Below are 23,865 nucleotides of genomic sequence, written 5' to 3' on the forward strand. Positions count from 1 at the left end.
CTCAGCGCGAGAACGACTCCACCGCCACCGGAATCTCCGGCGCCTGCCACCGGTAGGCACCCCCCAGCACGTCGCGCTCGGGCTTCTGCCCGCTCCACTCGATGCGCAGCAGGTCCATCAGCGTCCAGCCTGTCCAGTCCGCGCGAAACGGCTGTTGCTGCTGCGCCGCCGTGCCGGGCAGCGGCTGCTGGTTGCGCCACACCACGGCCGGAATGCGATAGCCCGAGGCGGTCGACGGGCTGTGGCCGGCGCGGTCGCTGACGTGGCCCACTTCCTGCCCATGGTCCGACAGGTACATCCACGCGCGGTACTCGCCGGGCTTGCCCGCGCTGCGCGTCTGCTGCAGCAACTCGGACACCACGAAGTCGTGGTACAGCAGCGCGGCGTCGTACTCCTGGCGAAAGCGTCGCACCCAGGCCGAGCGGCCGTCTTTCACGAGGCCGTTCTCGACCGCGTCCACGTCGTCGTCGAAGGGATTGGCATTCGCCGGAAAGCGCAGGCTGTAGTGCGGGTGCGCGCCCATCAGGTGGACCACGATGAGCTTGCGGTCGGTGCTGGTGTCGGCCAGCGCCTCTTGCACGCAGTCGAGGATCTCGCCGTCGAGTGACGCGCTGGCGCGGCCCGGCGTGCGGTTGACCATGTCGACCACGTCGGCCAAGCGCGCGTGCTGCTGCTCGATGGCCAGGTCGTCGTGGTTGCTGATCCACCAGACCTTGTAGCCCGCCGCGCGCGCCAGCGCCAGCACGTGCGGCGGGTTCTCGGCGTCGGGCAGGCCGAAGTGGAACATGTTGCGCAACGCGGGCAGGGTGCTCGCGTCCACCGACCATGCGTTCTTCAGCACGGCCATCTGTTCGCCGGTCTGCGCCTTGTGCGCCTGCAGGCGCGGCGTGGTCGGGCGGCCGTAGCCGTACAGGCCCATGTTGTCGCGGTTGATGCTGTCGGTGATCACCAGCACCACCGTCGACGGCCCGGCCTGCGTGATGACGGGCGCGATGGCCCGGGCCTGCGCCGTCAGGCGGTCGCGCTGCTTCTGCTGGTCGGCCCAGGCGGCCTGCAGCGTGTGCAGCGAGCCGACCCACTGGGTCCAGAAGATCGCGGGGTGCAGCCGGCGCCACGGCTTGCTCGCGTAGGCCGCGCAGGCCACGAGCAGCAGCAGCGCGATCAGCGTCGTGGCCCAGACCGGCGGCCTTGCGCGAACGCGCGATGCATCAGCGGCGGCCACCGCGCCGCGTCGCGCGAACATGCCCACCAGCACGCCGGCCACCACCAGCGCGGCGCACCAGATGACCGCCGAGCGCCAGTGCATCCACAGGTATTCGGAGCTTTCGCGTGCGTTGGTGTTGGCGGCCGCGCCCAGCACCATGGCGCTGTCGGGCGCGGCCTGGTAGGTGTCGAGCAGGTAGGCGCGCACCGCGCCGTCGAGCGCGAAGCCCATGGCCCAGAGCCACACGAGGGCCGTGCGCAGGCGCTGTATGCGCGCGCTGCGCAGCGGCCATGCGAGCCACAGCACCATCGGCGACGCCAGCACCGCGAGCTGCGCGGTGCGTCGGCCGTCGTGGCCCAGCGCAATCAGTGCCAGCAGCGTGGCGCCGACCACGCCGCAGGCAAGCAGCGCACGGCGGCGGGATGCGCTGCGCGACGCAGAGGCTTCGGGGGGAAGGGTGGTCAAGCTGGCAACGCGAGGGGAGGGGCGAGCGGATTCTGCCCCGCGGCATGCACCGCCGCCCCCAGTGCCCCGATGGCCGCGAGGTGCATTCGAGGTGCATGCGGCCACAGGGATATCCCCCACGGAACTTATTCGCCGTCGGGTGCCCAGACGGGCTCGCCGGCATTGCCGGGGAATTCTCTCAACCCCTTCTTTGTAGAAAAGGAACCTCCGCCCCATGGTCAGATTCAGCCGATGGTCCGCCCTCCTGCTTGCTTTCGCACTCTCGTGGATGGCCCTGCCGTCCGCCTTTGCCGCGCGGCAACATCAACCGCAGCAGCATCAGCAGCAAATGGTCAGCGTGGCCGTCAAGACGCTGAACATGCGCACCGGCCCCGGCCCGCGCTACGAGACGCACTGGACCGTCAGCAAGGGCTATCCGTTCAAGGTGATCGGCCGCAAGGGCGACTGGCTCCGCGTCAGCGACTTCGAGGGCGACAAGGCTTGGGTGTTCCGCTCGATGACCAACAAGACGCCGCACCACGTCGTGAAGGCGCAGGTGGCCAACCTGCGGCGCGCGCCGAACCCCCGCAGTCCCGTCATGAAGAAGGCCGGCTACGGCGACGTGCTGCGCACCCTGGAGCGCCGTGGCGACTGGATCAAGGTGCGGCACGAAGGCGGCACCACCGGCTGGGTTCAGAAGCGGCTGACCTGGGGCTGGTAGCCCCGCCGCCGCGCAGGTAGAACGAGAACGCTCAGGTCGCCGTGGCCTGGCGCACGGCGCGTTCCCAGCGCGCCATCGATTCCTCGGCCTGGGCGCGGCCCATGGTCGGGAGAAAGCGGCGCTCGATCTTCCAGAGCTTCGACAGCTGGCGCGCGTCGCTGTAGACGCCCGTCGACAGCCCCGCGAGGTACGCGGCACCGAGCGCTGTGGTCTCGATGACTTCGGGCCGCACCACTGGAATGCCCAGCAGGTCGGCCTGGAACTGCATCAGCAGGTCGTTCACGCTCGCGCCGCCGTCCACGCGCAGCTCGGCCACGGGCTTGCCGCCCGCGGCCACCGCGTCGCGGCTCATGGCCTGCAGCAGCGCGGCGCTCTGGTAGGCGATGCTTTCGAGCGCGGCGCGCGCGATGTGCGCGACCGTGGTGCCGCGCGTCAGCCCGGTGATCGTGCCGCGCGCGTCGGCGTCCCAGTAGGGCGCGCCCAGGCCGGTGAAGGCCGGCACCATCATCACGCCGCCCGCGTCGGGCACGCTCTCGGCCAGCGACTGCACTTCGGCGCTGCCCTTGATGGCCTTCAGGCCGTCGCGCAGCCACTGCACCACCGCGCCGCCGACGAACACGCTGCCTTCCATGGCGTACTGCGGCGTGGCATCGGCCTGCGCGGCGCTGGTCACGAGCAGGCCGTTGTGCGAGGGCTGGAACGCGCCGCCCGTGTGCATCAGCAAAAAGCAGCCGGTGCCGTAGGTGTTCTTGGCCATGCCGGCCTCGAAGCAGGCCTGGCCGAAGAGGGCGCTCTGCTGGTCGCCGGCCACGCCGCCAATGGGCAGCGCATGGCCCAGCAACGCGGCGTCGGTGTCGGCGAAGTGCGAGCTCGAGGGCTGCACCTTCGGCAGCAGCGCGGCGGGAATGTCGAGCGCCTTGAGCAGGTCGGCGTCCCATGCGTTGTCGTGCACGTTGAAGAGCATGGTGCGCGAGGCGTTGCTCACGTCGGTCACGTGCGCCTTGCCGCCGGTGAGCTGCCACATGAGCCAGCTGTCGACCGTGCCGAAGGCCAGCTCGCCGCGCTCGGCCTGCGCACGCGCGCCGGGCACGTTGTCGAGCAGCCAGCGCAGCTTGGTGCCGGAAAAATAGGCGTCGATCACCAGTCCGGTCTTCTCGCGGATGGTGTCGGTCATGCCTTCGTCGCGCAGCCGCGCGCACAGCGGCTCGGCGCGGCGGTCCTGCCAGACGATGGCGTGGTGCACCGGCTGGCCCGTTTGGCGGTTCCACAGCACCGTGGTCTCGCGCTGGTTGGTGATGCCGATGGCGTGGATGTCGGCGGCCTGCAGCTTGGCCTTGGCCAGCACCTCGCGCGCGGTGGCGAGCTGGCTGCGCCAGATTTCCATCGGGTCGTGCTCGACCCAGCCGGGCTGCGGGTAGATCTGCGTGAGCTCCTTCTGCGCGATGGCGACGATGTGGCCCTCGCGGTCGAACACGATGCTGCGCGAGCTGGAGGTGCCCTGGTCCAGGGCGAGCAGGTAGGTCGTCATCCGGTCTCCGGTTTTTTTCTGGCCGTCAGTTCTCGCGCGCGATCTCGAGCCGCACCTGCGCCGCGAGCAGCAGGTCGGGGAAGGGCGCCGGCGGCTCCGCGTCGGTGAACAGCTGGTCGATCTGCGAGAGCGTGCCCAGTTGGATCATCGCGGGCCGGTTGAACTTGCTGGCGTCGGCCGCCAGCCACACCTCGCGCGCCTGCGCGATGATGGTTTGCGCCACCTTCACCTCGCGCAGGTCGAAGTCGCGCAGCGAGCCGTCGGCCTCGATGCTCGACACGCCGATCAGCGCGATGTCGACCTTGAACTGGCGGATGAAGTCGATGGTGGCCTCGCCCACCACGGCCCGGTCGCGCGGGCGCACCGAGCCGCCCGCCACGATCACCTCGCACGAGGTGTTGCCGCTCAGGATGGTGGCCACGTTCAGGTTGTTGGTGATCACGCGCAGGCCGGTGTGGCGCATCAGCGCCTTGGCGATGGCCTCGGTGGTGGTGCCGATGTTCAGGATCAGCGAGCAGTCGTTGGGCACCAGCTCGGCCACGCGGCGGGCGATGCGCGCCTTGCCCTCGGCGTGCAGGGTCTCGCGCTGCTGGTAGCCGATGTTCTCGGTGGTCGAGCTGGGCACCCGCACGCCGCCGTGAAAGCGGGTCAGCAATCCTTCGTCGGCCAGCCGCTGCACGTCGCGCCGCACGGTCTGCAGCGTCACGCCGAGCATGTCGGCCAGTTGTTCGACGGTGACGGAGCCGCGCGTGCGCACGGTCTCCAGGAGATTGATCTGTCGCGGGTTGGAGTTCACAGGGGCGTCGTGGAGAGCAGGAAGACTGCGACTGAGGGTACAGTGCGCGTCACTTTAAAACGAAAGAAAACGAATCCGGGTAAGGGAAAACTCGGAGGAAAATCGCGCTAAAAGGAAGCTAAATGAAAAATCTCGAAAATACAATGGCCGCCGTTGGTGACCAAAGTCACGGATCAATGGAACCTATTCCAGTGAGCGATTCTTCCCTCCATTCGCCTGCGCCAGCTGCCGATTGCGACGTGCTGATCGTCGGCGGCGGCATCAACGGCTGCGGCATCGCACGCGACCTCGCGGGCCGTGGCTGGCGCGTGGTGCTGTGCGAAAAGGACGATCTTGCCTCGCACACCTCGTCGTCGTCCACCAAGCTGATCCACGGTGGATTGCGATACCTCGAATATTACGAGTTCTCGCTGGTGCGCAAGGCGCTGCAGGAGAGAGAAGTTTTGCTCAAGAGCGCGCCGCACATCATGTGGCCGCTGCGCTTCGTGATGCCGCACGACCCGTCGATGCGCCCGGCCTGGATGATCCGCATCGGCCTGTTCATGTACGACCATCTGGCCAGGCGCGAGGTGCTGCCCGGCTCGCGCAGCGTCGACCTGCGCCGCCACGCGGCCGGCAAGCCGCTGAAGGACCAGTACAAGCGCGGCTTCATCTACTCGGACGGCTGGGTCGACGACGCGCGCCTGGTGGTGCTCAACGCGCTCGACGCCAAGGCGCGCGGCGCCGAGGTGCTGACGCGCACGCGCTGCGTGCGAGCCCAGCGCGACGCCGACGGCTGGACCGCCGACCTGCTGGGCCCCGACGGCACGAAGCGCACGCTGCGCGCCCGCGCCGTGGTCAACGCGGCGGGGCCGTGGGCCGAATCCTTCCTGCGCGGCGTGGCGCAGTCGGCCAAGGGCGAGGCGCTGGCCACCAAGAGCCTGCGGCTGGTCAAGGGCAGCCATATCGTGGTGCCGCGCCTGTTCGAGCACGACCACGCCTACATCTTCCAGAACCCCGACAAGCGGATCATCTTCGCCATTCCCTACCAGGACGAGTTCACGCTGATCGGCACCACCGACATCGAGCTCAGCGGCGACGACCCGGGCGCCGCGCGCATCGCACAGGAAGAGATCGACTACCTCTGCACCCAGGCCAGCCGCTACTTCGACAAGCCCATCGTGCCGGCCGACGTGGTGTGGACCTATTCGGGCGTGCGCCCGCTGCTGGACGACGCCTCGGGCGACCCGTCGGCGGTCACGCGCGACTACATGCTCGAGTCGAACACCACCGCCGCGCCGCTGCTGTCGGTGTGGGGCGGCAAGATCACCACCTTCCGCAAGCTGGCCGAGGACGCGGCCGACGAGGTCGGCAAGATGCTGGGCCAGTCGAACGCGCAGCGCCCGGCCTGGACCGACGGCGCCTTCCTGGCGGGCGGCGACCTGTCGGGCTGGATCGGCGCGGCCCGGCGCCCCGACGACGACTTCGAGCGCTTCGTGTCGGCCGTGCAGGCCAAGCACCCCTGGCTCTACGGCCAGCTCGCGCGGCGGCTGGCGCGGGCCTACGGCGCGCGCATCGCGGACGTGCTGGGCGACGCCAGGTCCTTTGCCGACCTGGGGGCCGAAGTGGCGCCGGGCCTGTTCGAGCGCGAACTGCGCTTCCTGCAGGACAACGAGTGGGCCGTGAGCGCGGAAGACGTGCTCTGGCGCAGGTCCAAGCTGGGGCTGCACTACACGGCCCCGCAGCGCGAACAGGTCGCGCTCTGGCTGCAGACCCACCCGAAGAACAACTGAACATCTGAATAAAAAAGGGGGCGAGACAATGCAGCTGACTCTGGAGCGCGTCACCAAGAAAGTGGGCGCGCAAACCTGGCTCTACGAGCAGAGCATTGCACCCCGCGGCGGCGCCGTCACGGTGCTGCTGGGCGCCACGCAGGCCGGCAAGACCAGCCTCATGCGCCTGATGGCGGGGCTGGACACCCCCACCACCGGCAAGGTGCTGGTCGACGGGCAGGACGTCACCGGCATGCCGGTGCGCGAGCGCAACGTGGCCATGGTGTACCAGCAGTTCATCAATTACCCCTCGCTCAAGGTGGCCGACAACATCGCCTCGCCGCTCAAGCTGCGCGGCGAGCAGAACATCGAGGCGCGGGTGAAGGCGCTGGCCGACAAGCTGCACATCGGCATGTTCCTGGACCGCTACCCGGCCGAGCTGTCGGGCGGCCAGCAGCAGCGCGTGGCGCTGGCGCGCGCGCTCGCCAAGAACGCGCCGCTGATGCTGCTCGACGAGCCCTTGGTCAACCTCGACTACAAGCTGCGCGAGGGATTGCGCGAAGAGCTCACGCAACTCTTCGCCAGCGGCGACTCGACCGTCATCTACGCCACCACCGAACCCGGCGAAGCGCTGCTGCTGGGCGGCTACACGGCCGTGATGGATGCCGGCGAGCTGCTGCAATACGGCCCGACCGCCGAGGTGTTCCATGCGCCGCAGTCGCTGCGCGTGGCGCGCGCCTTCAGCGACCCGCCGATGAACCTGCTGGCCGCCACGGCCGCCGCTGGCAAGGTGCAACTGGCCGGCGGTCCCGTGCTGGCGCTGGCCGTGCCCGAAGGCGCGGCGGGCGCGGTCACGATCGGCCTGCGCGCGAGCGCCCTGAACGTCAACGCGGGGGAGGGCGACATCGCCTTGCCCGGCAAGGTGGAGCTGGCCGAGATTTCAGGCTCCGACACCTTCGTGCACGTCGAGACCGCGGTGGGCGAACTGGTGGCGCAGCTCACCGGCGTGCACCGCTTCGAGCTGGGCGCTTCGATCACGCTGTACTTCAGCGCGGCGCAAGCCTATGTGTTCGATGCCGGCGAAAAGCTGGCCCTCGCGCCCGCGTGGCGCAAAGGAAACTGACATGGCCCGCATCGACCTGGACCTGGCGCACGCCTACCGCGCCAACCCCACGCAGGACAGCGACTACGCGCTGCTGCCGCTGAAGATGAGCTTCCGGGACGGCGGCGCGTATGCCTTGCTCGGCCCCTCGGGCTGCGGCAAGACGACCATGCTCAACATCATCTCGGGCCTGCTGGTGCCCTCGCAGGGCACGGTGAGCTTCGACGGCCGCGACATGACGCAGGCCACGCCGCAGGAGCGCAACATCGCGCAGGTGTTCCAGTTCCCGGTGATCTACGACACCATGACCGTGGCCGAGAACCTGGCGTTTCCGCTGCGCAACCGCAAGATGCCGGCCGACCAGATCAAGAAGCGCGTCGCGAGATCGCCGAGATGCTCGACATGAGCGGCCAGCTCAACCAGCGCGCGGCGGGCCTGGCGGCCGACGCCAAGCAGAAGATCTCGCTGGGCCGCGGGCTGGTGCGCAGCGACGTGTCGGCGGTGCTGTTCGACGAGCCGCTCACCGTGATCGACCCGCACCTGAAGTGGCAGCTGCGCCGCAAGCTCAAGCAGATTCACCGCGAGCTGAAGCTCACGCTGATCTACGTCACGCACGACCAGGTCGAGGCGCTCACCTTCGCCGAAGAGGTGGTGGTCATGACGCGCGGCAAGGCCGTGCAGGTGGGCAGCGCCGAGGCGCTGTTCGAGCGGCCGGCCCACACCTTCGTCGGCCACTTCATCGGTTCGCCGGGCATGAACTTCCTGTCGGCGCAAAGCGCCCACGGCACCATCGAAGTGGCGGGCACGCCGCTGGTGCCCACGCGCGAACTGCCGCAGGGGCCGCTGAAGATCGGCATCCGCCCCGAGTACCTGCGCCTGTCGAGCGCGGGCGCCGCCGGCGCGGTGCCGGCGGTGGTCAAGCAGGTGCAGGACGTGGGCACGCACGTGATGCTGGGCGTGGAGGCCGACGGCAGCCCGCTGAAGGTGCGGCTGCATTCCGACGACAAGCCGCCGTTGGTGGGCGACACCGTGTGGCTGCGCGTGCTGGACACGCACACCTGCTACTACAAGGACGAGGAGCTGGTCGCATGAACAACCTGATTCCGTTCAACCCCGCTCCCCTGTCTTTCTCCCTCCCTTCCGGGGGAGGGCGGGGGTGGGGGACGGAGCCAACCCATGAACGCCACGAACAAACCGATCAATCAAAAAGCCTGGTGGCTGATCCTGCCGGTGCTGGTCTGCGTTGCCTTCTCGGCCATCGTGCCGCTGATGACGGTGGTCAATTATTCGGTGCAGGACATCATCTCGCCCGACCGCCGCGTGTTCGTGGGCACCGAGTGGTTCGCCGCGGTGATGCGCGACGACGAGTTGCACGAGGCGCTGCTGCGCCAGCTGGGCTTCTCGCTGTCGGTGCTGCTGGTCGAGATTCCGCTGGGCATCGCGCTCGCGCTGTCGATGCCGGCCAAGGGCTGGAAGTCGTCGGCGGTGCTGGTGGTGGTGGCGCTGTCGCTGCTGATCCCCTGGAACGTGGTGGGCACCATCTGGCAGATCTACGGGCGCACCGACATCGGCCTGTTCGGCCATGCGCTGCAGGCCATGGGCATCGAATACAACTACACGGGCAGCGCTTCCGACGCATGGATCACCGTGCTGGTGATGGACGTGTGGCACTGGACGCCGCTGGTGGCGCTGCTGTGCTTTGCGGGCCTGCGCTCCATTCCCGATGCGTACTACCAGGCCGCGCGCATCGACGGCGCGAGCAAGTTCGCGGTGTTCCGCTACATCCAGCTGCCCAAGATGCGCGGCGTGCTGATGATCGCGGTGCTGCTGCGCTTCATGGACAGCTTCATGATCTACACGGAGCCCTTCGTGCTGACGGGCGGTGGGCCCGGCAACGCGACCACGTTCCTGAGCCAGTACCTCACGCAAAAGGCTGTCGGGCAGTTCGACCTGGGGCCGGCGGCCGCGTTCTCGCTGATCTACTTCCTGATCATCCTGCTGTTCTGCTTCGTGCTCTACAACTGGATGCAGCGAGTGGGAACACAAGAAGCCGAGGTGGAGAAATGAACGACAAGCGATTCCACAAGCGCAGCATCTTCCTGGTGCTGTACATCCTGTTCGCCCTGTTGCCCATCTACTGGATGATCAACATGAGCTTCAAGACGAACGAGGAAATCCTGTCGCATTTCTCGTTCTTCCCGCAGCACTTCACGTGGGCCAACTACGCGCGCATCTTCACCGACGAGTCGTGGTACTCGGGCTACATCAACAGCCTGATCTACGTGGCCATCAACACGGTCATCTCGCTCACCGTGGCGCTGCCCGCGGCCTATGCGTTCTCGCGCTACTCGTTCCTGGGCGACAAGCACGTGTTCTTCTGGCTGCTGACCAACCGCATGACGCCGCCCGCCGTGTTCCTGCTGCCGTTCTTCCAGCTGTACACCACCGTCGGCCTCATGGACACCCACCTGGGCGTGGCGCTGGCGCACCTGCTGTTCAACGTGCCGCTGGCGGTGTGGATCCTCGAAGGCTTCATGAGCGGCATTCCGCGCGAGATCGACGAGACGGCCTACATCGACGGCTACTCGTTCCCGCGCTTCTTCGTGCGCATCTTCCTGCCGCTCATCAAGGCCGGCGTGGGCGTGGCGGCGTTCTTCTGCTTCATGTTCAGCTGGGTCGAGCTGCTGCTGGCGCGCACGCTCACCAGCGTCAACGCCAAGCCGATCGTGGCGACCATGACGCGCACCGTGAGCGCCTCGGGCATGGACTGGGCCACGCTGGCCGCGGCCGGCGTGCTCACCATCGTGCCGGGCGCATCGTCATCTGGTTCGTGCGTCACTACATCGCGAAGGGTTTCGCGATGGGCCGTGTCTAAGGAGGGAACCACATGTTCAACTGGATGGTTTGGACCACCCCGGTGGCCGTGTTCTTCGCGTGCATCGCGCTGATGCTGGTCGGCATGACCGTGTGGGAGTTCAAGTCGCCCACCACCATGCGGCGCGGCTGGCTGCCGATCGAGACCACGCGCGGCGACCGGCTCTTCATCGGGCTGCTGTCGGCTGCCTACATCAACCTGGCCTTCGTCGGCCTGGCGGGCAAGTTCCAGGAGTGGATGAGCCTGGAAGCCGAGCCTTCGATCTGGATCAGCTTCGTGATTTCGATGGCGGTCCTTGCGCTGGTCATGCGCAAGGGCTGATCGCACCGGTTCTTCGACAGGCGTCCGGCTCTCCGCCTCCCCGGAGCCGCGATCAGACAACACCGGGGAAGCACCAACCGAGGAGACACAGTCATGAAGATGCGCTACACGGCACTGGCAATGGCGGCGGCGATGTTCGCCACGCACGGCGCTTGGGCTGGCGAGGCCGAAGCCAAAAAATGGATCGACAGTGAATTCCAGCCGTCTACCTTGTCCAAGGACAAGCAGATGGAGGAAATGAAGTGGTTCATGGACGCGGCCAAGAAATTGCAGGGCAAGGGAGTGAAGGAAATCTCGGTCGTGTCCGAGACGCTGACCGTGCACGAGTACGAATCGAAGACGCTGGCCAAGGCCTTCGAGGAGATCACGGGCATCAAGGTCAAGCACGACATCATCCAGGAGGGTGACGTGGTCGAGAAGCTGCAGACCTCGATGCAGTCGGGCAAGTCGATCTACGACGGCTGGATCAACGACTCGGACCACATCGGCACGCACTACCGCTACGGCACGGCGCTCGCGCTGACCGACCAGATGAACGGCGCGTGGAAGGACTACACCAACCCGGGCCTGGACCTGAAGGACTTCATCGGCACCAGCTTCACCACGGCGCCCGACAAGAAGATGTACCAGCTGCCCGACCAGCAGTTCGCCAACCTGTACTGGTTTCGCGCCGACCTGTTCGCGCGCAAGGACCTGCAGGACAAGTTCAAGGCCAAGTACGGCTACGACCTGGGCGTGCCGATCAACTGGTCGGCCTACGAGGACATCGCCGCCTTCTTCAGCGAAGACGTGAAGACCATCGACGGCAAGCCGATCTACGGCCACATGGACTACGGCAAGAAAGACCCGTCGCTGGGCTGGCGCTTCACCGACGCGTGGCTGTCGATGGCCGGCGCCGCCGACAAGGGCATTCCCAACGGCCTGCCGATCGACGAGTGGGGCATCCGCGTGGCCGACGACAAGTGCACGCCCGTGGGCGCGGCCGTGTCGCGCGGCGGTGCGACCAACTCGCCCGCGGCCGTCTACGCGCTCACCAAGTACATCGACTGGATGAAGAAGTACGCGCCCAAGGAAGCCATGGGCATGACCTTCGGCGAGTCGGGCCCGGTGCCGGCGCAAGGGCAGATCGCGCAGCAGGTGTTCTGGTACACGGCCTTCACGGCGGACATGATCAAGCAGGGCCTGCCCGTGGTGAACGCCGACGGCACGCCCAAGTGGCGCATGGCGCCCGGCCCGCACGGTCCGTACTGGAAGGACGGCATGCAGAACGGCTACCAGGACGTGGGCTCGTGGACTTTCCTGAAGTCCAACGACCCCGACCGCGCCGCTGCCGCCTGGCTCTACGCGCAGTTCGTGACCTCCAAGACCACCTCGCTGAAGAAGTCGATCGTCGGCCTCACGTTCATTCGCGACAGCGACATCCGCTCCGACTACTTCACCAAGAACGCGGCCAAGTACGGCGGCCTGATCGAGTTCTACCGCAGCCCCGCGCGCGTGGCCTGGACCCCGACCGGCAACAACGTGCCCGACTACCCCAAGCTCGCGCAGCTGTGGTGGAAGAACGTGGCCGTGGCCGTGACAGGCGAGAAGACGCCGCAGGCCGCCATGGACAACCTGGCCAACGAGATGGACGACGTGATGGGCCGCCTGCAGCGCGCGGGCATGGCCAGCTGCCCGCCCAAGCTCAATGCCAAGGGCGACCCGAACAAGTGGCTGAGCAGCGACCATGCCCCGTGGAAGAAGCTGGCCAACGAGAAGCCGAAGGGTGAGACCGTGGCCTACGACAAGCTGCTGACCGCCTGGAAGGAAGGTCGGGTCAGGTAAGGCCCTCGCTCCCTTCCCCGAAAGGGGGAGGGAGCAAAGACAATGGGCGGCCCATGAACATCCGATTCCGCTGCGATCCCGCCCTGTTCGACCTGCTGCCGCGCCCGGTGCCGGCCAAGGCCGCGCTGCCCGACTGGTTGCGGCAGATGGCGCCCCGGGCGCCGTCGGCGGTGCATCAGCGCAGCATTCGCACGGTCAAGCAGTGCCCGCCGTTCGTCGATGCGATGACGCACGGCTTCATGGTGCTGCTGCCTTGCGACGTGCGGGTGGAGTCGGGGCGCTTCAGCTGGGACTGGCCGCTGCCGGCGCTGTCGGTGCCGGGGCATCCGCGCGCGCCGCTGAGTTTTCATGTGCCCGAGCAGATCGCGGGCTCGCCGCTGGCGCATGGCGCGCGGTCGGCCATCAAGTTCAACAGTTTCTGGACCGTCGAGATCGACGAAGGGTGGTCGCTGATGGCGGTGCATCCGGTGAATCGCGACGACCTGCCGTTCCGGCTCGTCACGGGGCTGGTCGACGCCGACCGCTTCAACGAGGTCGGCATCAACTTTCCCGCCATCTGGACCGATGACGGTTTCAACGGCGTGCTGCCGCGCGGCACGCCGGTGGCGCAGTGCTATCCGGTGCCGCGCGCGCCGCTGGCACTGTCTTGCGAGCCCATGTCCGGCGCGCAGGTGCAGGGCTATGCGCAGCTCGCCGAAAAAATCATGGGCGGCCCCGGCGTCTACCGCAAGGGATTCCGCAGCAAGCGCGGCGCGGGCTGAGCCTGCTCAGGCGGGCGCGGCCGCCAGCAACGCCGCGCGCAGGTCTTCGAGGTCGAGCCACAGGCGCCCGGTCGGCGCGGTCGACAGCGCATGCGCGATGCGCCCGAAGGTCTCCGCGTTCAGCCGGTAGGCGCGCCCGTAGGCGTTCATGGCCTCGTCCATGTGGCCGGCCTCTTGCAGCACGATGCCCAGGTTGACCTCGACTTCGGCGCGCGGCGGCGACACGCGCAGCACCTGCCGCAGCGCATCGGCCGCACCGTTGAAGTCGCCCAGGTCTTGCAGCAGCAGCGACAGCTCGAACCAGAGGCCGCCGTGCGCGGGCGCCAGGGCCGCGGCCTGCCGCAGTGCATGCGCCGCATCGGCGGCGCGGCCGGCGGCCTTGAGCGTCAGGCCCAGCGCGAGCAGCGGCTCTTCGCGCCCGGGCAGCAGCGCCACGGCCTGCGCGTGGTGTCGAAGGGCCTGCGGCAGGTCGCCGGCGGCCCGGGCCACGTCGCCCGCCAGCAGCAGCGTGGGGCCGTGGCCGGGGCGCAGCGCAAGGCTTTCGGCGATGGCCGCGTCGGCTTCGGCCAGCGCACCGTCCGCCATCTGCAACCGCGCCAGAAGCTGAAGTACCGCCGGGTGGGGCGGGTATTGCGTGCGCGCGTGTTCGCACAGCTGTCGCGCATGCGACGCCTGACCCGCGTTGACGAGGCGGATCGCGAGTTCGAGCAGCTGTTCGACGGAGGCGGGCGGGGCAGGCATGGCGTGAGGTGGCGCGGTGCAATGAATGTAGCGTCTCCCGTCGGCCGTAGTGCACACAACGACCGTCAGATTGATGCGACGACATGACCTATGGCAGATGCTTTTGGCGCTTGCTTCGCTTACATTCGACGGCCCTCGAAATGCCACCGCCAGTGACCTCCAGCTTTTCTCGTCCCCTAGACCCCGTCGCCGCTCCCCGCAACATCAAGCGCGTGCTGGTCCTGCGCTACTCGCAGTCCGGCCAGCTCGACCAGGTGGCCGAGCAGATCGTGGCACCGCTGCGCGCCGACCCGTCGATCCGGTTGCATGAGGAAACACTGCGCCCGCTGCGGCCCCATCCGTTTCCCTGGCCCTTCCTGACCTTCTTCGACGCCTTTCCGGAGTCGGCCCACATGAAGCCGCAGCCGCTTGCGCCGCTGTCGCTCACGGGCGATGAAGAATTCGACCTTGTCATCCTGCCCTACCAGGTGTGGTTCCTGGCGCCGTCGCAGCCCGTGACCGCATTTTTGAAGCACCCGGTGGCGGCGCGCCTGCTCGAGGGCAAGCCGGTGGTCACCGTCATCGGCTGCCGCAACATGTGGCTCATGGCGCACGAAAAGCTCAAGGGCATGCTCGACGACGTGGGCGCGCGCCTGATCGACAACGTGGTGCTGACCGACCCCGGCCCCACGCTCGCCACCTTCTTCACCACCCCGGCCTGGCTGATCTGGGGCCGCAAGCGCGGCTTCTGGGGCATGCCCGACGCGGGGCTGAGCAGCGAGCAGATCCGCGGCAGCGCCCGTTTCGGCCGCGCCCTGCGTGACGCACTGCACAACGACCAGGAGCGCGGCACGCAGCCGCTGCTGGCCGGTCTCGGGGCGGTACAAGCGAACGCCCGGCTGCTCATCAGCGAGAAGGCCGGCACGCGCAGTTTCTTTCTCTGGGGCAAGCTCATCATGGCGGCCGGCGCGCCCGGCGCCTGGCAGCGCAAGCCCTTGCTGCTGCTGTACGTTCTGTTTCTGCTGGTACTGATCATCACGGTGGTGCCCGTGAGCCTGAGCTTGCAGGCGCTGCTGCGGCCGTTGCTGAGAGGGTGGCTGACTAGAATGACCGCCCAATTCGAGTGCCCGTCGGGCTCCGCCACGGACCGCTCCCATCTCTATGACGACTGATGTCTTCCTGACCCGCACCGCCGCCTTCCTGCCCTTTGCCCCGGTCAGCAACGAAGACATCGAGGACGTGCTCGGCCGCATCGGCGGCAAGGCCTCGCGCGCGCGGCGGCTGATTCTGCGCAGCAACGGCATCCAGTCGCGCCACTACGCCATCGACCGCGCCACCGGCGCGCTGGCCATGAGCAACGCACAGCTCACCGCGTCGGCGATCCGCGCGCTGGGCGACGACCTGGGGCCGGTTGACTGCCTCGTCACCGGCACCTCGCTGCCCGACCAGCTCATGCCCAACCATGCGGTGATGGTGCACGGCGAGCTCGGCTGGCCGCGCCTCGAAGTGGTGGCCTGCGCGGGCATCTGCCTGGCCGGCGCCACGGCGCTCAAGCACGCGTGGCTGTCGGTGCGCGCGGGCGACGCGCGGCGCGCGGTGGCCACGGGCTCCGAGCTGGCGTCGGCCGTGATGCGCGGCTCGCGCTTCGAGGCCGAGCTGGAGCACAAGCTCGAAGCGCTCGAGGCCCGGCCCGAGCTGGCCTCGAGAAAGACTTTTTGCGCTGGATGCTGTCCGACGGCGCCGGTGCCGTGCTGCTGGAGCGCGAGCCGCGCGGCCCGCTGTCGCTGCGCGTCGACTGGATCGACCTGTCGTCTGCCGCGCACGAGCTGCCGGTGTGCATGTACGCCGGTGCCGAGAAAAACGCCGAGGGCGGCCTCGACGGCTGGGGCCGCAAGTCGCCGGCCGAATGGCAGAGCGAGTCGACCTTCGCAGTCAAGCAGGACGTGCGCCTGCTCAACGACAACATCGTGCGCGCCACGCTGGGCGAGCCGCTCGCGGCCATCATCGAGCGGCGCGGGCTGAAGGCGGCGGACATCGACTGGTTCCTGCCGCACCTGTCATCGCAGTATTTCGTCGAGCCGGTGAGCCAGTGCCTCGAGGCGCTGGGCCTGCCGATTCCGCGCGAGCGCTGGTTCAGCAACCTCGCGAGCAAGGGCAACACGGGCTCGGCGTCGCCGTACATCATGCTGGACGAGCTGTTCCGCTCGGGCCGCGTGAAGCCCGGCCAGAAGCTGCTGATGTTCGTGCCCGAGAGCGGCCGTTTCTCCAGCGGCTTCATCTACATGGAGGCGGTGTAGCCATGGATCTGGACGCGGTCCCGCAGGAGGGCAACGCCACCCTCGACGGCCATTCCAAGCTGATGTACGCCCGCGACGCGCAGGGCCGCGTCGTCACCACCACCTCGCGCGGCTGGGAGGCGGAAGAAATCGTCACCAGCCATGCGGTCGACGTGCTGGTCGAGCAGGCGCAGGCCGCGAAGCAGCGCGTGAAGGCCGGCCTGGCGTCGCCGCTCGAATACTGGATGTACGAGCGCCGCATGGACGTGGCGCTGCTCTCGCAGACCAGCGGCTTCTGGCAATGGCGCGTGCGGCGCCACCTGCAGCCGCGCCATTTCGCCGCGCTGTCGCCGGCGCAGCTCGCACGCTACAGCGAAGCGCTGGGCCTGCCCGTTTCCACCTTACAAGGCCTGCCGTGAAATTCGAACACCAACAGGCGGCGCATTGCGAAAGCGGCGTCATCTCGAGCCTGATGCGCCACCACGGCGCGCCGATGAGCGAGAGCATGGCGCTGGGCCTGTCGTCCGCCATTTCGTTCGCGTACCTGCCCTTCATCAAGCTGTCGGGCCTGCCGCTCATCTCGTACCGCATGCCGCCCAAGGCCATCATCAAGGGCCTCTTGGCGCCGATGGCCGCGCGCTTTCGCTTCGAGACCTTCCGCAGCCCCGAGGCCGGGCAGCAGCGGCTCGACGCGCTGCTGGCCGAGGGCCAACTGGTGGGCCTGCAGACCTCGGTGTACTGGCTGCCGTACTTTCCGCCGAACATGCGCTTTCACTTCAACGCGCACAACCTGCTGGTGTACGGCAAGGACGGCGACGACTACCTGATCAGCGACCCGGTGTTCGAGGCGCCCGTGCGCTGCCCGAGCGACGACCTGGCGCGCGCGCGTTTCGCCAAGGGCGTGCTCGCGCCCAAGGGGCTGATGTACTACCCGCAGGCCATCGACCGCAAGGCGGTCGACGCGACCTCGGTCGTCAAGGCCATCCGCAAGACGGTACGCAACATGCTGGCGCCGATTCCGATCGTCGGCGTGCGCGGCATGCGCACCTTGGCCAAGCGCATGCAGAAGCTGTCGCCGACCGACCCGCGCAGTGTCGACTTCATCGGCCACCTGGTGCGGATGCAGGAAGAAATCGGCACCGGTGGCGCGGGCTTCCGTTTCATCTACGCGGGCTTCCTGCAAGAGGCCGCGCAATTGCTCGACAAGCCGCAGCTGCAGCAGATGTCCGAACGGCTGATCGCGATCGGCGACGGCTGGCGCGCGTTCGCGCTCAAGGCGGCGCGCATGGTGAAGGGGCGCGAGGCGGTGGACCCGGCGGCGCTGGCCGTGAAGCTGCGTGAGCAGGCGCAGCAGGAAGAGAATTTCTTTCGCGACCTGAAGGCGGCTGTTGCCTGAAATGACGGCCTGCTTTTCGATTCGGTGCTGCATGGGGCATTCGGGGCGCGCTCCCGCCGACGGTGTGCTCTGCTCCGCGAATGTCCCCCGCCCTTCGGGCTCCTCCTTTATTTCGCTGCGCAGAGCACACCGCCGACGTGAGCGTTGTGAGGTGCGGACGTTGATCGACTGCGAGCCAGCAGCGTGCCCAGGTGCGCAGGGCACTGGGTGTCTCCCGCAGCGAAATAAAGGAGGAGGGCGAAGCCCGGGGGACATTCGCGGAGGGAGACACCCGGTGTCCTGTGCACGCGCCCTGAACAGCGAGCCCAGGTGCCCCAATGCTTGAGCTGCACAAGCTCAGTTACCGCTATCCGCACGCTGATGCGGCCGCGCTGGCCAACGTGTCGCTGACAGTGCCAAGGGGCTGCGTGCTCGGCCTGCTGGGGCCGAACGGCGCTGGCAAGACCACGCTGATCTCGCATCTGTCGGGCGCGCTGGCCGTGCAGGCGGGCGAGATTCGCATCGACGGACAGCCGCTGCAACAGGTGCGGGCCAAGACCCCGACACGCATTGCCGTGGCGCCGCAGGAGCAGGCCTTCTATCCGATGCTCACCGTCGCGGAAAACCTGGCGTGCTTCGCTGCGGCCGGCGGCCTGTCCGGCGCACGGAAGAAAGAGCGCATCGCGACTTGTACGGAGTTCGCGCAACTGGAGCAGTTTGCCGGCGTGCGTGCCGAGCGGCTGTCGGGCGGCCTCAAACGACGCCTGAACCTCGCCATTGCCCTGCTGCCCGAACCCGAGCTGATGCTGTTCGACGAGCCCACCGTGGGTGTCGACCCGCAGTCGCGCGCCTTCATCCTCGACGCCATCAAGAGCCTCGCGCAACAGGGCGCCGCCGTCATCTACGCCTCGCACTACATGGAAGAGATCGAGGCCATTGCGGACCGTGTCGCCATTCTCGACCGGGGCCACGTGCTGCGCGAAGGCGCGCTCGACGACCTGCTGTCCAAGAGCGCGATGCTGCTCACGCTGGCGGCCGACGGGCTCGATGCCGGCATGCTCTCGCGCTTCGGCACGGTGGAGCAGGGGGGCGTGCACTGGCGCATTCACCTGGACCGCGGCATCGGCCCCGGCCCGGTGCTGGCCGCGCTCGAAGCGGACGGCATCGAAGTGCGCCACGCCGAGTTCGGCCGCCACGACCTCGAGCAGCTCTTCATGGCGCTCACCCACCGCTCGCTGCGCGACTGATTTCCCATGCTCCTCGCGCTCATCAAGAAAGAACTGCTCGCCCTCGTGCGCGACATGCACGGGCTGGCCGCGCTGTTCCTCATGCCGATGGTCTTCATCGTGCTGATGTCGCTCACGCTGAAGGACATCTACCGCCCGCCGCTGGCCGAGCTGAGCTACGCCATCCACATGCGCGACACGGCCACGCCCGCGCAGTGGCTCAAGCAGCTCTGGCAACGCAACCACGGCGCGCCGCAGCCGCTGGGCGACGACTGGCAGGCGCGGCTGCGCAACGGCTCGCTCAAGTACGTGATCGTGCTGGAGCCGGGCCTGTCGGAAGAGCTGGAGTCGGCCGCGCTGTCGACGCAGGCGCGCATCCAGTTGCTGACCGAGCCCGGCATCGACGCCAACCTGTTCAACGCGCTGCGCGCCGAACTCATCGGCGCGTCGGGCGAACTGAAGGCGCGGCTGGCGCTGGCGGTGCCGGGCACGGCCAGCCCGGCGGCCGACGCCTCGATTCAGGCGATGGTGCGCGCCGAGCGTTTTTCCACCGCCGGCCCGCGCCCGACCTCGGTGCAGCAGAACGTGCCCGCGTGGCTGGTCTTCGGCATGTTCTTCGTCGTCGCGTCGCTGTCGAGCCTGTTCGTGCAGGAGCGCAGCTCGGGCGCGCTCGGCCGGCTGCAGAGCCTGGGCGTGTCGCGCACCATGCTGCTCGCGTCGAAGGCGCTGCCGTACCTCGGCGTGAACGCGCTGCAGGCGGTGCTGATGCTCGCGGCGGGCATCTGGTTCATGCCGCTGATCGGCGGCGACGCGCTGTCGCTCGCGGGCATTCACTGGGGGGCGCTGCTGCTGTCGCTCGCGGCCGTGAGCCTTGCGGCGGTGAGCCTGTCGCTGGCGCTGGCCTGCCTGGTGCGCAGCCATGCGCAGGCCGCGACCATCGGGCCGATGGTCAATGTGCTGATGGCCGCGGCCGGCGGCATCATGGTGCCGAAGTTCGTGATGCCGGGCTTCATGCAGCGGCTGGTCGAGGTCTCGCCGATGAACTGGGGGCTTGAGGCGCTGCTCACCGTGCTGCTGCGCGGCGGCGGCGTGGCCGATGCGCTGCCGCAGATCGGGCGGCTGGTGGTGTTCGCGGCGGTGATGTTCGTCGTCGCTGTTTTTCTGTTTCGCAGGCGCGTCCCATGAGCACCACCGTCACCCCTGAATTCATTGCCAGCCTCAAGGCGATGGTGCTCGAGTCCGTCGAGAAAGAAGCGCCCACTGGCGGCCTCGGCGACGACGAGCCCTTGTTCGGCCCCGAGGCGCGGCTCGACCTCGATTCGCTCGATGCGCTGCAGGTGTCGATGACGATCCAGCAGCGCTTCGGCGTGCGCATGCCCGACAGCAAGGAGACGCGGCGCGCGCTGACGTCCGTCGCGCATCTGGCCGAACACCTAGCGCAAGCGGGCAAGGCATGAGCGAGGTGTACCTGGCCGGCATCGGGCTGGCCTGTGCGCTGGGCGAGGACATGCCGCGCGCGCTGGCAGCGCTGCGGCGCGGCGGCGTGGCGCCGACGCCCGTGTCCGTCACGGCCGATGTGCGGTGGCCCGTCTACACGCTGCCGCAGCAAGAGGGCGACTGGACGCAGCGCCTGCGCCGCACGGTGCGCAACGTGGTCGCGCAGACCGGCGACTGGGGCGCGCGCACCGCGCCGCTGTTCGTGGCGTCGTCGTCGCTCGACATCGGCTTCATGGAGCACACGGCGCAAGCGCAGCGGCTCGGCGGCGATCTGCAGGACTTCGCCGAAGTCGTGGCCGGCGCGCTCGACTGGCAAGGGCCGGTGTTCACCGTCTCGACGGCCTGCACCTCGGCGCTCAACGCCGTGCTGGCCGCCGCCGACCTGATTCGCGGTGGCGAGGCCGAAGACGCATTGGTGATCGGCGCCGAGCTGGACAATCGCTTCACGGCCGCCGGCTTCGGCGCCATGCAGCTGCTGGCGCCCGACTGCGCGCAGCCCTTCGGCGCGGCGCGCAAGGGGCTGGTGCTCGGTGAGGCCGTGGCCGCGCTGCGGCTGCAGTCACGCCCCGCGCGCTGGCAGGTCACGGGCGGCGCCAACGTGGTCGACGGGCGCAACCCCTCGGGCACCGAGGCCACGGCCGTGCATGCGATGTGCCGCGCCGCGCTGGCGCAAAGCGGACTGCAACCGGGCGACATCGACCTCATCAAGGTGCAGGCGGCCGGCAGCCCGGTCAACGACGCCATCGAGGTGGAGGCGCTGAAGCAGGTGTTCGACCCGCTGCCGCCGCTGGTGTCGCTCAAGTCTGCGATCGGCCACACGCTCGGTGCGGCGGGGGCGGCGGAGCTGGCCTTGCTGGTCGGCTGCATCGAAGGCGACGCGTGGCCGGTGGTGGACTATCCGCTCGACGCATCGCTGGGCATTGCGCTGAGCGCGCAGGCGCCGCGAAAGCTGCGCCACGTCCTGCTCAACGTGGTGGGCTTCGGCGGTGGGCATGCGTCGCTGGTGCTGAAGGACTGCGCGGCATGACGGCATGGCGCACCGCCGCGCACTTCGTGGCGCATCCGCCGCCGGCCGAGTGGCGCGATGACCTCGCACGCCGCATCGGCAGAAGGCCGCGCCGTGTCGGCCTGTGGACCGAGCTCGCGATGTACGGCGCACGCTGCTGCCTCGACGCGGCGGGCGAGGCCGCGTTGCCTGCCAATGCGCGCTTGCGCGTGGCGAGCCTGCGCGGCGCATGGGGCGCCACGCAGGCCGGTCTCACGCAGCTCGATGCGGGGCTGCCCATGCCCTTCACCTTCATGCAGAGCCAGCCCGCGCTGATGCTGGCCGAGGTCGGCCGCTGCCTCGAATGGCAGGGCGACGCGAGCTTCATGCTGTGCCGCGACGCGCAGCGGCTGCGGGCCTTGTCGCAGCTCGGCGCCGGGCGCGGCGGGCTGTTGTTCGGCACCGTCGAGGAAGCGCGTGACGACGAGCCGCAGTGCACCGAGTGGTGGCGGCTGGTGCCGGCCTGACGCCGCCGTCGTTCAGCCGGCGATCGAACGCTGCAGGTTGGTGCGCGCCTGCGCTTCGAGCTGCGCATGCATGCGCGGCGTGGCGTAGATGGCCTTGCGGTCGAGAAAGCGCTGAAGAATCTCGCGGCGGCGCGGCAGGCGTATCTCTTCAGGCACGAACGCGTATTCGGCATGCACCTGGCGCTCGTATTCGTCGAAGCGCGCACGTGCGGCGCCGAGGATCGACAGGTCGATGTCGATCAGCAGTTCGGCATCGCGGCCCTCGGGCACCGCATCGTGGCGCGTGGCCATGACGAGCGCGTGCACCCGCTCGGCCGCGTTCGTGTTCACGCCTGCTTCCAGCAAGGCCTGCCGCGCCCAGTCGGCACTGCGCGCTTCGTTGTCGTGCGTGTGCACGTCGTAGATGGCGTCATGGAACCACAGCGCGAGCGCGACTTCGGCGGGGCGCTCGGCCTGTGCCTTCTCGCGCTCGAACCAGGCAAGGCATTCGCCCAGGTGCTGCATCGTGTGATAGTGGCGTTGCGGCTCGCCATAGCGGCGCTGCAGCTCGTCGCACAGCGCCGCATCAGGCGAAGCGACGCCCAGCGCATGCCAGGCCGCGTTCCAGTTCTCGCGCAGGGCCTCGGGCGTCATGGCGCTCACTGCTCCATCGCGGCCTTGACCTCTTGGCCGAGGTCGAGCACCGACATGGCGTAGTAGCTGCTCCAGTTGTAGCGCGTGATCACGTAGAAGTTGCGCGTGCCGGCCACGTAGGTCGGCGGTGCGTCGGCGCCGTTCTGCAGTTCGATCAGCGCGAACAGGCCCTTGTGCTTGATGCCGTCGCCTTCGGGCACCGCACCGGCGGCCACGAAGCTGTCGGCGCTGAAGGTGGGCAGGATGTCGGGCGCCAGCAAGATCGCCTTCTGCAGCCGGGCTTCCTCGAAATGGACGGGGTAGATGGCGGGCACGCCCGGTTGCCAACCGAAGGCCTTGAAGTAGTTGGCCACCGAGCCGATCACGTCGGCCGGGTTGTTGACGAGGTCGATGCGGCCGTCGCCGTCGAAGTCGACCGCGTACTTGGCCATGCTGCTGGGCATGAACTGCGGCATGCCCATGGCGCCGGCATAGCTGCCCAGCGGCGTGAGCGGGTCGTCGGCGGTGCGGCTCTCGATGCTCAGGAAGCTCTCGAGCTCGCCCCGAAAGAAGGCCTGGCGCTCGGCCGCGCGCGGGTGGCCCTGGGGGAAGTCGAACGAGAGCGTGGCCAGCGCGTCGATCACGCGGAAGTTGCCCATGTTGCGGCCGTAGATGGTCTCCACGCCGATGATGCCGACGATGATTTCCGCCGGCACGCCGTACACCTGCTCGGCGCGTGCCAGCGTGTCGGCATTGGCGCGCCAGAAGCGCACGCCGGCCGCGATGCGCACGGGGTCGATGAAGCGGCTGCGGTAGGTCTGCCAGTTCTTCACGGTGCCGACCGGGCCCGGCAGCATGAGCCGCGGCACGTTGGGCAGGAAGCGCGCGGCGCCGATGGTGGCGCGCACCCATTCGCGGTCGAGGCCGCGGCGCGCGGCCACGTCGTCGGCGAACTGCATGGCGTCGTCGCGCGTGGCGTAGGGCACGCTGCCGCGCACCGGCGTGACCGCCGCGCCGCGTGCATTGGAAGACTTCTGTGCTACAGCCCCCGTGGACCAGGCGCAGCAGGCGGCGAGAAGGGCGGCTGCCGCGGCGGCGCGGGATGGCGTGGGAAGAAAAATCGCATGGGCCCATTGTGCCGTCCGCCCGCTCGGGCCTTTCCCGGGGACACATGTGGTTTCAGCCGCGCGGCTTGGCGGCGGGCCATGCGAGGCGGCGGAACTCGGCGCGCAGCGCGGACAGGGAGCCCGGCGTGGCCGGTGCGTAGCGCTGCGCCTCGAGCTTCAGCAGCCAGTCGCGCACGGCGTGCGCGGCGGGGCC

At 68.6% G+C, this 23,865-nt stretch carries 23 protein-coding genes and 2 pseudogenes; 19 read left to right on the top strand and 6 right to left on the bottom strand.

Translation table 11 applies throughout. From position 1 onward, the window contains the following. Nucleotide 1 precedes the first annotated feature (1 nt). Nucleotides 2-1,669, bottom strand: coding sequence for a sulfatase-like hydrolase/transferase (locus tag BMG07_RS18620; RefSeq protein WP_198085806.1), 1,668 nt, complete (start codon nucleotides 1,667-1,669; stop codon nucleotides 2-4). A gap of 268 nt (nucleotides 1,670-1,937) precedes the next feature. Between BMG07_RS18620 and BMG07_RS18625 the strand changes: the two genes are divergently transcribed. Further along, nucleotides 1,938-2,369 (top strand): SH3 domain-containing protein, encoded by a 432-nt coding sequence (locus BMG07_RS18625; protein WP_269759144.1) that lies wholly within the window; start codon nucleotides 1,938-1,940, stop codon nucleotides 2,367-2,369. 31 nt (nucleotides 2,370-2,400) lie between these two features. Here the strand turns inward: BMG07_RS18625 and glpK are convergent, their stop codons facing one another. Both glpK and BMG07_RS18635 read right to left on the bottom strand, forming a co-directional pair. Then, nucleotides 2,401-3,897, bottom strand: a complete 1,497-nt coding sequence (gene glpK / locus BMG07_RS18630; protein WP_198085808.1) for a glycerol kinase GlpK — start codon at nucleotides 3,895-3,897, stop codon at nucleotides 2,401-2,403. 25 nt (nucleotides 3,898-3,922) lie between these two features. Beyond that, nucleotides 3,923-4,693, bottom strand: a complete 771-nt coding sequence (locus BMG07_RS18635; RefSeq protein ID WP_198085809.1) for a DeoR/GlpR family DNA-binding transcription regulator — start codon at nucleotides 4,691-4,693, stop codon at nucleotides 3,923-3,925. A 122-nt stretch (nucleotides 4,694-4,815) separates the two neighbouring features. Here BMG07_RS18635 and glpD point away from each other — a divergent pair, with 122 nt between their 5' ends. From glpD to BMG07_RS18675, 8 genes and pseudogenes are all read left to right on the top strand, one after another. Further along, on the top strand, nucleotides 4,816-6,465 hold the full coding sequence (gene glpD / locus BMG07_RS18640; RefSeq protein WP_198085810.1) for a glycerol-3-phosphate dehydrogenase: 1,650 nt from the start codon (nucleotides 4,816-4,818) through the stop codon (nucleotides 6,463-6,465). 28 nt (nucleotides 6,466-6,493) lie between these two features. Beyond that, nucleotides 6,494-7,567 carry an ABC transporter ATP-binding protein gene (locus BMG07_RS18645; RefSeq protein WP_198085811.1) on the top strand — a complete coding sequence of 358 codons (1,074 nt, stop codon included), beginning with the start codon at nucleotides 6,494-6,496 and terminating at the stop codon, nucleotides 7,565-7,567. Between the two features lies 1 nt (nucleotide 7,568). Next, a pseudogene (locus BMG07_RS18650) lies at nucleotides 7,569-8,638 on the top strand (ABC transporter ATP-binding protein). Between the two features lie 84 nt (nucleotides 8,639-8,722). Continuing rightward, nucleotides 8,723-9,613 (top strand): carbohydrate ABC transporter permease, encoded by an 891-nt coding sequence (locus BMG07_RS18655; protein WP_198085812.1) that lies wholly within the window; start codon nucleotides 8,723-8,725, stop codon nucleotides 9,611-9,613. Continuing rightward, a pseudogene (locus BMG07_RS18660) lies at nucleotides 9,610-10,421 on the top strand (carbohydrate ABC transporter permease). The gene BMG07_RS18655 and the pseudogene BMG07_RS18660 overlap by 4 nt, the downstream one beginning before the upstream one ends. A 12-nt stretch (nucleotides 10,422-10,433) precedes the next feature. After that, nucleotides 10,434-10,742, top strand: a complete 309-nt coding sequence (locus tag BMG07_RS18665) for a DUF2160 domain-containing protein (protein WP_198085813.1) — start codon at nucleotides 10,434-10,436, stop codon at nucleotides 10,740-10,742. Nucleotides 10,743-10,835: 93 nt separating this feature from the next. Continuing rightward, nucleotides 10,836-12,566, top strand: coding sequence for an ABC transporter substrate-binding protein (locus BMG07_RS18670; RefSeq protein WP_198085814.1), 1,731 nt, complete (start codon nucleotides 10,836-10,838; stop codon nucleotides 12,564-12,566). Nucleotides 12,567-12,619: 53 nt separating this feature from the next. Continuing rightward, complete coding sequence (locus tag BMG07_RS18675; RefSeq protein WP_198085815.1) at nucleotides 12,620-13,327, top strand: hypothetical protein; 708 nt, start codon at nucleotides 12,620-12,622, stop codon at nucleotides 13,325-13,327. A gap of 6 nt (nucleotides 13,328-13,333) precedes the next feature. On the opposite strand, the gene BMG07_RS18680 is transcribed toward BMG07_RS18675, so the two are convergent. Continuing rightward, nucleotides 13,334-14,068 carry a tetratricopeptide repeat protein gene (locus BMG07_RS18680; RefSeq protein WP_198085816.1) on the bottom strand — a complete coding sequence of 245 codons (735 nt, stop codon included), beginning with the start codon at nucleotides 14,066-14,068 and terminating at the stop codon, nucleotides 13,334-13,336. 140 nt (nucleotides 14,069-14,208) lie between these two features. Here BMG07_RS18680 and BMG07_RS18685 point away from each other — a divergent pair, with 140 nt between their 5' ends. The 10 genes from BMG07_RS18685 (at nucleotide 14,209) to BMG07_RS18725 (ending at nucleotide 21,933) form a co-directional block, all read left to right on the top strand. Continuing rightward, entirely contained in the window at nucleotides 14,209-15,219 is a 1,011-nt protein-coding gene (locus BMG07_RS18685; protein ID WP_374221296.1) for a dialkylrecorsinol condensing enzyme, read from the top strand. Beyond that, on the top strand, nucleotides 15,209-16,069 hold the full coding sequence (locus BMG07_RS18690; RefSeq protein ID WP_269759146.1) for a hypothetical protein: 861 nt from the start codon (nucleotides 15,209-15,211) through the stop codon (nucleotides 16,067-16,069). Before BMG07_RS18685 ends, BMG07_RS18690 begins: the two co-directional genes overlap by 11 nt. Next, nucleotides 15,991-16,344, top strand: coding sequence for a 3-oxoacyl-[acyl-carrier-protein] synthase III C-terminal domain-containing protein (locus BMG07_RS42390; protein ID WP_307867005.1), 354 nt, complete (start codon nucleotides 15,991-15,993; stop codon nucleotides 16,342-16,344). Before BMG07_RS18690 ends, BMG07_RS42390 begins: the two co-directional genes overlap by 79 nt. A 2-nt stretch (nucleotides 16,345-16,346) precedes the next feature. Beyond that, nucleotides 16,347-16,742, top strand: coding sequence for a hypothetical protein (locus BMG07_RS18695; protein WP_198085817.1), 396 nt, complete (start codon nucleotides 16,347-16,349; stop codon nucleotides 16,740-16,742). Then, nucleotides 16,739-17,719, top strand: a complete 981-nt coding sequence (locus BMG07_RS18700; RefSeq protein ID WP_198085818.1) for a BtrH N-terminal domain-containing protein — start codon at nucleotides 16,739-16,741, stop codon at nucleotides 17,717-17,719. The genes BMG07_RS18695 and BMG07_RS18700 overlap by 4 nt, the downstream gene beginning before the upstream one ends. A gap of 317 nt (nucleotides 17,720-18,036) precedes the next feature. Next, nucleotides 18,037-18,945 (top strand): ABC transporter ATP-binding protein, encoded by a 909-nt coding sequence (locus BMG07_RS18705; protein WP_198085819.1) that lies wholly within the window; start codon nucleotides 18,037-18,039, stop codon nucleotides 18,943-18,945. 6 nt (nucleotides 18,946-18,951) lie between these two features. Continuing rightward, a complete protein-coding gene (locus tag BMG07_RS18710) occupies nucleotides 18,952-20,109 on the top strand; it encodes an ABC transporter permease (protein ID WP_198085820.1) in 1,158 nt (385 codons plus the stop codon). Next, entirely contained in the window at nucleotides 20,106-20,381 is a 276-nt protein-coding gene (locus tag BMG07_RS18715) for an acyl carrier protein (RefSeq protein ID WP_198085821.1), read from the top strand. The genes BMG07_RS18710 and BMG07_RS18715 overlap by 4 nt, the downstream gene beginning before the upstream one ends. Continuing rightward, nucleotides 20,378-21,448 carry a beta-ketoacyl synthase N-terminal-like domain-containing protein gene (locus BMG07_RS18720; RefSeq protein WP_198085822.1) on the top strand — a complete coding sequence of 357 codons (1,071 nt, stop codon included), beginning with the start codon at nucleotides 20,378-20,380 and terminating at the stop codon, nucleotides 21,446-21,448. The genes BMG07_RS18715 and BMG07_RS18720 overlap by 4 nt, the downstream gene beginning before the upstream one ends. Next, on the top strand, nucleotides 21,445-21,933 hold the full coding sequence (locus BMG07_RS18725; RefSeq protein ID WP_198085823.1) for a hypothetical protein: 489 nt from the start codon (nucleotides 21,445-21,447) through the stop codon (nucleotides 21,931-21,933). Before BMG07_RS18720 ends, BMG07_RS18725 begins: the two co-directional genes overlap by 4 nt. Nucleotides 21,934-21,945: 12 nt before the next feature. Here BMG07_RS18725 and BMG07_RS18730 read toward each other — a convergent pair whose 3' ends face one another. Further along, nucleotides 21,946-22,566: an N-methyl-D-aspartate receptor NMDAR2C subunit gene (locus BMG07_RS18730; RefSeq protein ID WP_198085824.1), complete on the bottom strand. Its 621-nt coding sequence runs from the start codon at nucleotides 22,564-22,566 to the stop codon at nucleotides 21,946-21,948. A 5-nt stretch (nucleotides 22,567-22,571) separates the two neighbouring features. After that, nucleotides 22,572-23,531 carry a lytic murein transglycosylase B gene (gene mltB / locus BMG07_RS18735; RefSeq protein WP_374221297.1) on the bottom strand — a complete coding sequence of 320 codons (960 nt, stop codon included), beginning with the start codon at nucleotides 23,529-23,531 and terminating at the stop codon, nucleotides 22,572-22,574. Nucleotides 23,532-23,865 lie beyond the last annotated feature (334 nt).

This window comes from Variovorax sp. E3, assembly GCF_016082275.1.
In the GTDB taxonomy this organism is placed as follows: domain Bacteria; phylum Pseudomonadota; class Gammaproteobacteria; order Burkholderiales; family Burkholderiaceae_C; genus Variovorax.